Annotated in this window: 11 protein-coding genes and 1 pseudogene; 9 read left to right on the plus strand and 3 right to left on the minus strand. The window is 67.1% G+C overall.

Annotated features, from left to right (window positions below):
• The first annotated feature begins 51 nt into the window (after positions 1-51).
• Genes VHS75_RS07265 through lpdA form a run of 4 tightly spaced genes read left to right on the plus strand, consistent with a single transcriptional unit; the run spans position 52 to position 3,732 of the window.
• Positions 52-459 (plus strand): GFA family protein, encoded by a 408-nt coding sequence (locus VHS75_RS07265; RefSeq protein WP_329637943.1) that lies wholly within the window; start codon positions 52-54, stop codon positions 457-459.
• Complete coding sequence (locus VHS75_RS07270) at positions 456-1,823, plus strand: pyruvate dehydrogenase complex dihydrolipoamide acetyltransferase (RefSeq protein WP_329637944.1); 1,368 nt, start codon at positions 456-458, stop codon at positions 1,821-1,823. Before VHS75_RS07265 ends, VHS75_RS07270 begins: the two co-directional genes overlap by 4 nt.
• A gap of 11 nt (positions 1,824-1,834) precedes the next feature.
• On the plus strand, positions 1,835-2,311 hold the full coding sequence (locus tag VHS75_RS07275; protein WP_329637945.1) for a glutathione peroxidase: 477 nt from the start codon (positions 1,835-1,837) through the stop codon (positions 2,309-2,311).
• The gene (gene lpdA / locus VHS75_RS07280) at positions 2,311-3,732 is read left to right on the plus strand and encodes a dihydrolipoyl dehydrogenase (protein ID WP_329637946.1); all 1,422 of its coding nucleotides are present in this window, start codon (positions 2,311-2,313) and stop codon (positions 3,730-3,732) included. Before VHS75_RS07275 ends, lpdA begins: the two co-directional genes overlap by 1 nt.
• Before the next feature lie 5 nt (positions 3,733-3,737).
• Here the strand turns inward: lpdA and VHS75_RS07285 are convergent, their stop codons facing one another.
• Positions 3,738-5,294: an AMP-binding protein gene (locus VHS75_RS07285; protein ID WP_329637947.1), complete on the minus strand. Its 1,557-nt coding sequence runs from the start codon at positions 5,292-5,294 to the stop codon at positions 3,738-3,740.
• Between the two features lie 147 nt (positions 5,295-5,441).
• Between VHS75_RS07285 and lipA the strand changes: the two genes are divergently transcribed.
• The 4 genes from lipA (at position 5,442) to mddA (ending at position 8,346) form a co-directional block, all read left to right on the plus strand.
• Positions 5,442-6,422, plus strand: coding sequence for a lipoyl synthase (gene lipA, locus VHS75_RS07290; RefSeq protein ID WP_329637948.1), 981 nt, complete (start codon positions 5,442-5,444; stop codon positions 6,420-6,422).
• Positions 6,419-6,901: a type II toxin-antitoxin system RatA family toxin gene (locus tag VHS75_RS07295; RefSeq protein WP_329637953.1), complete on the plus strand. Its 483-nt coding sequence runs from the start codon at positions 6,419-6,421 to the stop codon at positions 6,899-6,901. The genes lipA and VHS75_RS07295 overlap by 4 nt, the downstream gene beginning before the upstream one ends.
• Before the next feature lie 110 nt (positions 6,902-7,011).
• Positions 7,012-7,485 carry a hypothetical protein gene (locus VHS75_RS07300; protein ID WP_329637949.1) on the plus strand — a complete coding sequence of 158 codons (474 nt, stop codon included), beginning with the start codon at positions 7,012-7,014 and terminating at the stop codon, positions 7,483-7,485.
• A gap of 102 nt (positions 7,486-7,587) precedes the next feature.
• Positions 7,588-8,346, plus strand: a complete 759-nt coding sequence (mddA, locus tag VHS75_RS07305; RefSeq protein WP_329637950.1) for a methanethiol S-methyltransferase — start codon at positions 7,588-7,590, stop codon at positions 8,344-8,346.
• Here the strand turns inward: mddA and VHS75_RS07310 are convergent.
• Together VHS75_RS07310 and VHS75_RS07315 are read right to left on the minus strand one after the other, a co-directional pair.
• Positions 8,343-9,323, minus strand: a complete 981-nt coding sequence (locus VHS75_RS07310) for an MBL fold metallo-hydrolase (protein WP_329637951.1) — start codon at positions 9,321-9,323, stop codon at positions 8,343-8,345. The genes mddA and VHS75_RS07310 overlap by 4 nt on opposite strands.
• A gap of 29 nt (positions 9,324-9,352) precedes the next feature.
• Positions 9,353-9,844, minus strand: a complete 492-nt coding sequence (locus tag VHS75_RS07315) for a CinA family protein (protein ID WP_329637952.1) — start codon at positions 9,842-9,844, stop codon at positions 9,353-9,355.
• Positions 9,845-9,942: 98 nt separating this feature from the next.
• Here VHS75_RS07315 and VHS75_RS07320 point away from each other — a divergent pair.
• A pseudogene (locus VHS75_RS07320) lies at positions 9,943-11,022 on the plus strand (spermidine synthase); the annotation flags it as partial.

Raw genomic sequence — 11,022 nt, forward strand, 5'->3', positions numbered from 1 at the left:
GCTGCCGTCGGTCGACAAGATCGTTAAGGCGGCCAAGGCGGTGAGCTACAAATGAGCGGCGCGCCGTTCAGCTGGCGGGCCGGCGGCTGCCACTGCGGCGGCGTGCGCTTCGAGGTGGCGCTGGGCGAGGTGGTCGAGGCGCAGAGCTGCAATTGCTCGATGTGCGCCAAGACCGGCTTCGTGCACGTCATCGTGCCGGAGAGCCGCTTTCGCATCACCAAGGGCGCCGAACGGCTGGCCGAATACAGCTTCAACACCCGGGTCGCGAAGCACCTGTTCTGCGCCGAATGCGGCATCAAGGGTTTCTACCGCCCGCGCTCCAACCCCGACGGCTGGAGCGTCAACGCCCGCTGCCTGGATGACACCGACAGCCTCGACCTCAGGATCGAGGCCTTCGACGGCCAGAACTGGGAAGCCAACGCCCACGGCCTCGCCCACCTCTCCAAGGAGCCCGCATGAGCATCGACATCCTGATGCCCGCGCTCTCTCCGACCATGGAGGAGGGCACGCTGGCCAAATGGCACGTGAAGAAGGGCGACACGGTCAAATCCGGCGATGTCATCGCTGAGATCGAGACCGACAAGGCCACCATGGAGGTGGAGGCCGTCGACGAAGGCACTGTCGAGGACATCCTGGTGCCTGAGGGCACGGAGGGCGTGAAAGTCAACGCCCCGATCGCCCGGTTGAGTGGGGACGACGCGGGAGCGTCCGCCGCGCCGGCGCCGAAAACCTCACCCGAAGCGAAGACTTCGGGGGAGGGGGACCGCGAAGCGGTGGAGGGGGCGCTGCCGAAAGCCCAGAGCGCGGCCCCAACGCCCCCTCCGTCGGCTCCGCCGCCACCTCCCCCGCAAGCGGGTGAGGTTTCGAAATCGCAGGCGCCGAAATCCGACGGCCAACGCATCTTCGCCTCGCCGCTCGCGCGCCGCATCGCTGAACAGAAGGGTCTGGACCTCTCCACCGTGACTGGCTCCGGTCCACACGGACGGATCGTCAAGGCCGACGTCGACGCCGCCCAGCCTGGGCAAGCCAAGGCTCCGGCCGCTGCGCCGGCGGGCCAGCCGCAGCCCGCCCAGGGCCAGGCCCCTGCCGCGCCGCGCCAGGTCCAGTCCCTGGAACAACAGGGCATTCCGGCAGGCAGCTACGACCTGATCCCGCTCGACGGCATGCGCAAGACCGTCGCGCGGCGGATGACCGACAGCTTCCGCGACGTGCCGCACTTCCCGCTGAACATCGACATCGAGATCGACGCCCTGCTGGCGGCCCGGACCAGGATCAACGCCATGCTGGAGAAGTCCGGCGTGAAGGTCAGCGTCAACGACATGGTGATCAAGGCTGCCGCCGTGGCCCTGATGCAGGTCAAGGAGGCCAACGCCTCCTACACGCCCGAAGGCATCGCCATGCACCACCACGCCGACATCGCCATGGCGGTGGCCGTGCCCGGCGGGCTGATCACCCCGATCATCCGCGCCGCGGAGACCAAGGGCCTGGCCCAAATCGCCGTGGAAGCGAAAGACCTCGCCGAGCGGGCGCGGACCAAGAAGCTGAAGCCCGAGGAATTCCAGGGTGGCACCTTCTCGGTCTCCAACCTGGGCATGTTCGGCATCAAGTCCTTCGCCTCGATCATCAACGAGCCGCAGGGCGCGATCCTGTCGGTCGGCGTCGGCGAGAAGCGGGCGATAGTGCGCGGCGACCAGCTGGCCATAGCGACGGTGATGAGCGCCACATTGACCTGCGATCACCGCGTGGTGGACGGCGCGACGGGCGCGCGCTGGCTGGCCGCCTTCAAGCCGCTGCTTGAAGACCCGATCACCATGATCGTCTGAGGATGGGCGCCATGAGCATCTACGACTTCAACGCCCAGACCCTCGACGGCAAGCCGGCGCCGCTGTCGGCGTGGCAGGGGCAGGTGGTGCTGATCGTCAACACCGCCTCCAAGTGCGGCTTCACCCCGCAGTACACAGGCCTTGAGGCGCTCTATCGCAAGTACAAGGACCGCGGCTTCGTGGTGCTGGGCTTCCCCTGCAATCAGTTCGGATCGCAGGAGCCGGGCAACGCCGAAGAGATCGCCAGTTTCTGCTCCCTCACCTACGACGTGGACTTCCCGATGATGTCGAAGATCGACGTCAACGGTCCGCAGACCCACCCGCTCTACGCCTATCTGAAGCACGCCAAGAAGGGCCTGCTGGGCTCCGAGGGCATCAAGTGGAACTTCACCAAATTCCTGGTCGATCGCACCGGTGACGTGAAGGGCCGCTTCGCCCCTACCGACACGCCCGAGTCGCTGGAAGGCGCCATTGAGGCGCTGCTCTGATGCCAAATGAAGCAAAAGAGGGTAGCTTCGACCTCATCATCGTGGGCTCGGGCCCCGGCGGCTATGTCACCGCCATCCGCGCCTCGCAGCTGGGCATGAAGGTGGCCATCGTCGAGCGCGAACTCCTCGGCGGCATCTGCCTGAACTGGGGCTGCATCCCGACCAAGGCGCTGCTGAAGTCCGGCGAGGTCTACGAACAGCTCGACCACCTGGCGGACTACGGCCTGTCGGTGGAGAAGCGCGGCTTCGACTTCGAGGCGGTCATCAAACGCTCGCGCAAGGTTGCCGCCCAGCTGAATTCCGGCGTCGCCTTCCTGATGAAGAAGCACAAGGTCGAGGTGGTCGAAGGAACGGCCAAGCTCGAAAAAGGGCAGGGCGCGCCGAGCGTGGTCGTGGCGCTGAAGGCCGGCGGCTCGCGCACGCTCACCGCCAAGCACGTGATCCTGGCCACCGGCGCGCGGGCCCGCACCATCCCGGCCATCGGCCTGGAGCCGGACGGTGAGCGGGTCTGGACCTATCGCGAGGCGCTGGCGCCCAAGGCCTCGCCCAAAACTCTGATCGTCATCGGCTCCGGCGCCATCGGAATCGAATTCGCCAGCTTCTACAGGGCCTTGGGATCAGATGTTACGGTGATCGAAGCCTTGCCGCGCATCCTGCCGGTGGAGGACGAGGAAGTCTCCAAGGCCGCCCACAAGGCCTTCGAGAAGCGCGGCCTGAAGTTCCGCGTGCCGGCCAACGTCAAGAAACTGACCAAGACCAAATCCGGCGTCGCCGTCGAGATCGAGGCCGGCGGCAAGACCGAGACCCTGGAGGCTGACGTGGCCATCGTCGCCGTCGGCATCGTCGGCAATGTCGAGGACCTGGGCCTGGAGGCGCTGGGCGTGAAGGTCGAGAAGACCCACATCGTCGTCGACAGGCACGGCGCGACCGGCGTGCCCGGCCTCTACGCCATCGGCGACGTCGCCGGCCCGCCCTGGCTGGCGCACAAGGCCAGCCACGAGGGCGTCCACTGCGTCGAGCACATTGCCGGCCTGAAGCCCGCCAACATCGAAAGCCCGATCCCCGGCTGCACCTATTCCACGCCGCAGATCGCCTCGGTGGGCCTCACCGAAGCCCAGGCCAAGGAGCAGGGCCGCGAGCCCAAGGTCGGCCGCTTCCCGTTCCGCGTGAACGGCAAGGCCATCGCGTCCGGCGAGACCGAGGGCTTCGTGAAGACCGTCTTTGACGGCAAGACCGGCGCCTTGATCGGGGCCCACATGATCGGCGCGGAGGTCACCGAGATGATCCAGGGCTTCATGCTCGCCATGACCCTGGAAGCCACCGAAGCCGAGTTGCAGGCCGCCGTCTTCCCGCACCCCACCATGAGCGAGGCCATGCACGAGGCCTCCCTCGACGCCTACGGGATGGTGCTGCACATCTAGCGCTGCTACGCCGCCCGGCGCATCTCGGCGTCGACGATCCGCTGCAGGGCCACGTAGTCGGTCTTCCCCGTGCCCAGCACCGGGATCTCCATCACCTTGATGATCTTGCGTGGCACGGCGATTTCCGGAGCGCCGATCGACTGCGCATGGCTGATCAGCGGCCCGGCGTCGGCGTCCATTCGGTCGGTGACCAGGACCAGGCGCTCGCCCTTCTTCGGGTCGGGCAGGGAGACCACGGCGTGGCGGGCGTCCGGCCAGACCGCGCAGGCCAGGTCCTCGGCCGCGGTCAGCGAGACCATCTCGCCGCCGACCTTGGCGAAGCGCTTCACCCGGCCCTTGATCTTGATCCAGTTGTCCTCGCTCACCGAAACGACATCGCCGGTGTCGTGCCAGCCGTCGACGGGCGGCTCGATCGCGCCGCCGGGGACCAGGTAGCCGGCCATGATGTTCGGCCCGCGGACATAGAGCTTTCCGCCGCCGGGGATGCCCTCCACGGGCTCCAGGCGGGTCTCGATGCCGGGCAGCAGGCCGCCGACCGTGCCGCGGCGGTTGTCGGTAGGCTTGTTGACCGCGATGACCGGCGCGGCTTCGGTGGCGCCGTAGCCCTCCAGCACCGGCACGTTGCCGAACCGCTCGGCGATCAGGTTATGGGTCTCTTCGCGCACCTTCTCGGCGCCGCAGACGATGAACCTGAGGCCTGACAATTCCCCTTGATCCGCCGAGCGGGCGTACTGGTTCACGAAGGTGTCGGTGGCCAGCAGGACCGAGGCCTTGGTGTCCTTGATCAGCGGCGGGATCTGCTTGACGTGCAGCGGGGAGGGATACTGAAACGCCTTCATTCCGGTCATGATCGGCAGCAGCACGCCCGCCGTCAGGCCGAAACAGTGGAAGGTCGGCAGCGGGTTGAAGAACACCCAGTCCGGGTCGAGCGGAATGTGGGCGGCCACCTGGAACACATTGGCCAGCAGGTTGGCCTGGCTCAGCACCACGCCCTTCGGCGCGCCGAAGCTGCCGGAGGTGAACAGGATCACGCCCGGGTCGGACGGCTTGGTGGCCGCGCGGAACTGCTTGGGAAACGCGCCCGCCGCGGCGGCGAACAGGCGATCCGGCAGGCCCACCGAGGCGCGCACGTCCTCTAGGTAGGTGACGGTGGTGAGCGTCTCCAGCGCGTCGATCAGGTCGTGCAGCTTGCCCTGCTCGACGAAGCGATGAGACGTCAGCACCCGCTTCACCCCGGCCAGTTCGCAGGCGGCCTTCAGGTTGCGGATGCCGGCGGTGAAATTGAGCATGGCCGGCGTGCGGCCGAAGGCGTGCAGGGCGAAGAAGGTCACCGCCGCCGCCGAACTGGCCGGCAGCATCACGCCCACGCGTTCGCCAGGCTTGGTGAACCCCGCGATCTTGCCGCCGAGCGCGAAGGCCGCGCGGATCAGGTCGGTGTAGCTCAGCGGATTGCGTTCCTGGTCCTCCAGGATCGGTTTCTTGGCGCCATAGGCCTGGCGCGCGTCGATCAGGGCGTCGAACAGGGTCGTCTGCGCCTGGCGGGCGTCAAAGGAACGCAACAAGACCTCACGCCTCCCATCCTTATTATCGTTGCGGCAAGCCTATCGGCTGGTCACGCGGATGAAAAGATTGGTTACAGGCTGTGACCCGGCTCGAGCGCGGCCCACTCTTGTCTTGATCCGAAGGCTCTGACCGCCGATCTAGGGGCCATGGCAGTGGTCATCGACAATCTTGCGGGCGCGATCCGCCCGCGTCACCCGGAAAAGCAGGGCAATCCGGAGACGCCGCTGCTGCGCAAGCCGGAGTGGCTGCGCGTGCGTGCGCCGGGGTCCGCCGGCTACAACGCCACCCGCGACATCGTGAAGGCCCACGGCCTGGTCACGGTCTGCGAGGAGGCGGCCTGTCCGAACATCGGGGAGTGCTGGTCGAAGAGCCACGCCACCATGATGATCATGGGCGAGACCTGCACCAGGGCCTGCGCCTTCTGCAACGTCGCCACCGGCAAGCCCAATCCGCTCGATCCCACCGAGCCCGTCCGCGTCGCCGACGCGGTGGCCAAGATGGGCCTGAAGCACGTGGTCATCACCTCGGTGGACCGCGACGACCTGGCCGACGGCGGGGCAGGGCACTTCGCCGCCGTGGTCCGCGCCATCCGCGCCGCCGCGCCTGGCACGACCGTCGAGATTCTGACGCCGGACTTCCTGCGCAAGCCCGTCGAAGCCGCGTTCGAGGTGATCGACGCCAAGCCGGACGTCTTCAACCACAACCTGGAGACCGTGCCGCGGCTTTATCTCTCGATCCGGCCGGGCGCGCGCTACTACCATTCGCTGCGCCTGCTGGAGCGGGTGAAGGAGCGCGATCCGACCCAGTTCACGAAGTCCGGCGTCATGGTCGGCCTTGGCGAGACCAAGGAAGAGGTCATGCAGGTGATGGACGACATGCGCTCGGCCGGCGTCGATTTCATCACTATCGGCCAATATCTGCAGCCGACCCGCAAGCACGCACCCATCGACCGCTTCGTGCACCCCGACGAATTCCACGCCTACGAGGAAATCGCCCGGGCCAAGGGCTTCCTGATGGTGGCGGCGAGCCCTCTGACGCGGTCTTCGCACCACGCCGGCGAGGATTTCGCCCGCCTGCGGGCCGCCAGGGCTGCGAAGGACGGGATCGCCAGGGGCTTTGGGGCCTGAAGCATCATGTCACCAAACGTCTGCCCTACGCGCCCGACCAGCTGTTCGCCCTGGTCGGCGATGTCATGGCCTATCCCGACTTCGTGCCGTGGATCATCGCCATGCGGATCTGGAACGCCCGCGATCTCGGCGAGGGCGTCGAGACGGTGGACGCTGAAGCCGGCGTCGGCTTTTCCTTCCTGAAGGAGCGCTTCTCGACCCGGGTGCGGCGCGACGCGGTTCAGCGTCAGATCGACGTCACCCTGCTGTCGGGCCCCTTCAAACGGCTCGCCAACCGCTGGCGCTTCTTCGCCGATGGGGAGGGGCAGACGCGGGTCGAGTTCGACATCGATTTCCAGTTCAAGTCGCGCCTGCTGGAGGCCCTGCTCAGCGCCAATTTCGCCCACGCGGTGGACCGCCTGATGACCTGCTTCGAGGACCGGGCCCACGCGCTCTATGGCGCCGGCGACGCGGCGACCCGCCAGCCGGCAAGCCCCTAACCGCATCACCCAATCTTGGTGGACGCGATGTTCACCTTGCTTGTTAGCAGCTCTGCAACATGAACTTGCAAGACTCCATCTCCGATCCAAAGGTCGCCTAGGAGAGGCTAGTGCTGTTGTTTTGGAGGATTTACGCGGTCGCCTACTTGGTCGTCGCCGCCGCGATCCTGCCCCCGACGCTCGGAAGGTTTTCACACCTTTCGCCGATCGACTTGATCGATCTGCTCGTCTTCACGCCGATTGCGGTGGTGGGCCTGTGGTCGGCCGCCTTCCGGCATCTGAGCTTGCCCACCAACACCTGGAAGATCCTGCTCTTCATCTCAGTGTTCTGGCGCGCGCTCTCTGTCGGCAACATCATCCTGTTCAATGACCTTGTCGGTAAGGTGCATTCCGGCCTGGTGTTCCTGAACACGCGGATGGCGCCGGCCGCCGCCAACGCCACCATGGTCCTGGGCCTGGCCATCAGCTTCATTTTGGGCAGCCTCGTGGTCGTGCCGCCGCTGATCGCGCTCTATCGCAATGCGTATGGCGACGAGAGCCTGCTGCGGCTCATGTCCCCGATGCGGGCGCGTCAGCCGGCCTGAGGCGCGGCAGAGTCCCGATCACCCCTGGCGATTGTCCGACCAGCCGCTATCCGAACGGCGTTATTTGAGTCATGTTCCCCGCTCTATGGGGGGAGCAACACCGTGACCGGCATCATCATCGGCGCCTATGGCGTCGTCTGCTATCTGATCTTCTTCGCCACCTTCCTGTACGCGATTGCGTTCGTGGGCGACCTGCCGGTTCCAGCGACCATCGACGGTGGCCCGCCGGGCCCGCTGATCCTATCGCTGGCGGTGGACGCCCTGTTGCTCGGCCTGTTCGCGATCCAGCACAGCGTCATGGCGCGCCCGGCCTTCAAGCGTGTGTGGACCAGGATCGTCCCGCCGCCGGCCGAGCGCAGCACCTATGTGCTGTTCGCCAGCCTGGCGCTGATCGCGGTCTACGCCTTCTGGCGGCCGCTGCCGCAGGTGATCTGGAGCGTCCCGGCGGGCGCGGCCACGACGGCGCTGACGGCGCTCTTCTGGATCGGCTGGGCTATGGTGCTGATCTCCACGTTCCTAATCAGCCACTTTGAGCTGTTCGGCCTGACCCAGGTCTACAATCGACTGATGCGCCGGGAAGCCACCGCTATGGAATTCCGCACGCCCGGCTTCTACCGCCTGGTGCGCCACCCGATCTATCTGGGCTTCATCCTGGCGTTCTGGGCCGCGCCGGTGATGACGCTGGGCCACCTGGTCTTCGCTGTCGCCACGCTCGGCTACATCCTCATCGCCATCCAACTGGAAGAGCACGACCTGATCGGGACTTTCGGCGACCGCTACCGCGCCTACAAGGCCCAGGTCGGCATGCTGATCCCCAAGCTGGGCGGCAAGACGACCAAGCCGGGCGTCGAGGCTCCTTAGCCGCCGAACTCCTTGGTCCGCACGGCGATGGCGCACTCTTCCAGCACCTTGAAGTATCGCCGGGTCGCGTCGGCGCCGACCTCCAGCGGGTGCGGTTCATCGGCGGATCGAGGAAGCCCAGCCAGCCGCGTGCGATCGTAGGCGGAATCGAACAGCGAGTGGTTGGAGAGCAGGACGGTGGCGTTCGCCTCGGCGGCCACCTTCTGCATCTTCCGTTGCGAGGCGATGTAGGTGTCGAAACGGCCGGGCTCATGCCGGAAATTGAACGCCGTGCCGCCGGAGTAGGCGACCGTCAACGGCCGGCCGTGCTCCTTCACCGGGAAGACCAGCGACAAGGTGCCAAGCGTATGTCCTGGCGTCGTGTAGATCGTGACCGTGGTGTCGCCGAGCGTCAGCTTCTGGCCATCGGTGGCGGTCATGTCGCGCTTCGGTGGGCCACCGCCCGGCATGTTCGGCTGGGCCGCCACCACATCCCAGTCCGGCGCGCCCATGATCACATGCGCGCCATAGCGGTCCTGCAGGAGCCGCGCGCCCTGGTCGTGATCGCCGTGGCCGTGGCTCACGATCACGTATTTGATGGTCTTGGGATCGAGGCCCAGCGCCTTCAGGCCGTCGACGATCTCGGGCTCGACGGCGTAGGCGTAGAGGGTGTCGATGACGATGAGCCCCTGGCTGGTCTTCAGCACCCATGACGAGTGGATCTTGGTGCCGACCCAATAGAGGTTGTCGAACACCTTCTGCGGCCGCGCGTACCACTCCGCGCGCGGCGGCGTCGTTGGCGAGGCGCGCGCGATCCCGCCCGGATTGGACGCGTCCGCGTCCGGCAGGCAGACGCCCAGCATATTGTCCCACTCGAGCCCAGCGGCCGCCTTGGCCGCGACGAGGTGACTTTCCACGGCGGGGTTCGCGGTCTGAGCCTGGGCCGCGGTCAGGCTCAAGCTGGCCGCCAGGGCTGCAGCGGCGATGGTTTTGCGCATTTTTCTTCCCCCCAGGTCGTTGTCCGTCTTCAGACCATCCGGTCGCGCAGCATCTGCAGGGCCGATTGCACGGCGGCGAGCTGGATTTCGATCCGCTCGTCGAGTTCGAAGAATTCCTGGCGGTGCTGCAGGCCGTGATTGGTGCGTGCGGTGGCGATGTGGACGGTGCCCACCGGCTTCATCGGCGTGCCGCCGCCGGGGCCGGCGACGCCGGTGATCGCCACGGCGACATGGGCGTTGGAGTTCTCCAGCGCGCCTTCGGCCATCATCCGCGCCACTGGCTCCGACACGGCGCCCAGGTCAGCGATCAGGTCGCCGGGAATGCCCAGCAGCTCCTGCTTGGCGCGGTTGGAATAGGTCACGAACCCACGCTCGAAGACGTCCGAAGCCCCGGCCACCTGGCAGATCGCGCCGGCCACCAGCCCGCCCGTGCAGCTCTCGGCCGTGACGATCCGCAGAGACCGCTCGCGGGCCTCGTCGACCAGCAGGCGGGCGAGGGTCACGATCTCGAGCGAAAACATGCGGAAGGACCTCGTCTGACGCGAAAGGGGTCCGCCGACCAGAGCATCGGATAGGCTGGGCGTTCAAGGCGATTCGAGCGCCCGGAGGGCCGACCCGCATGACCACGCTCAGCTCCGACGCCATCCGGCCTGCGCCGCCCCCGGCGGCGCTGTTCGCGGTGACCGTCTTCGCCAGCGCCGCCCTGGTGTTCCTGGTCGAGCCGATGATCGCCAAGCTGGTGCTGCCGCGCCTGGGGGGCAGTCCGTCGGTGTGGAACACCAGCCTGGCCTTCTTCCAGGCCGCGCTGCTGGCTGGCTATGCCTACGCTCACCTGCTGCAGCGTCTGCCGTCGCTGCGCGCCCAAGCTCTGGTCCATGGCGCCGCCATGCTGGCCGCCGCGGTGGTCCTGCCCCTCAGGATCAACGAACTGATCGGGCCGCCATCGTCGAACCATCCGGCGCTGTGGCTGCTCGGCGTGCTGGCCGTGTCTGTGGGCGCGCCGTTCGCCGTGCTGTCGGCGACCGCGCCCCTGGTGCAGGCCTGGCATGCCCGGACCTTCGGAGACGCCGAAGGGAGCGACACCGCGAACGAACCCTACGTCCTCTATGCGGCCAGCAACCTGGGCAGCCTGCTGGCGCTCCTGGCCTATCCGGCCCTCGTCGAGCCGATGCTGCGGCTCAAAACCCAGACTCTGGGATGGAGTTTCGGCTACGGCGCCTTCGCGCTGCTGATGGCCTGGGTTGGCTGGGTCAGCCGCGTCGCGCCGCCGCCGCGGATCGAGGAGAGCCTCGCCAGGGCGACCGGCGGGCGAACGCCGTGGTCGCAGCGACTGATCTGGGTGGCGCTGGCGGCCATCCCCTCCAGCCTGATGCTGGGCGTCACCAGCTACATCACCACCGACGTCGCCTCGGCCCCGTTCCTGTGGGTTGGGCCGCTGGCCCTCTACCTGTTGTCGTTCATCATCGCCTTTCAGGCCAGTCCGCTGGTGGCGCCGCGCCTGGCCCTGGCCTTACAGGCCGGCGCCGCCGTCCTTTTCTTTGTCGCCCTGGGCACGGGGACTCTCTTTCCCCTCCCGTTGCTGCTGCTGGTGCATCTGGCGGCCTTCTTCCTTACCGCGCTTGTCTGTCACCAGGCGGTCGCGGCACGCCGGCCGGCGCCGGAGAAGCTGACGGAATTCTATCTGCTGATTTCGCTGGGC

Source organism: Phenylobacterium sp., from assembly GCF_036264965.1.
In the GTDB taxonomy this organism is placed as follows: Bacteria; Pseudomonadota; Alphaproteobacteria; order Caulobacterales; family Caulobacteraceae; genus Phenylobacterium.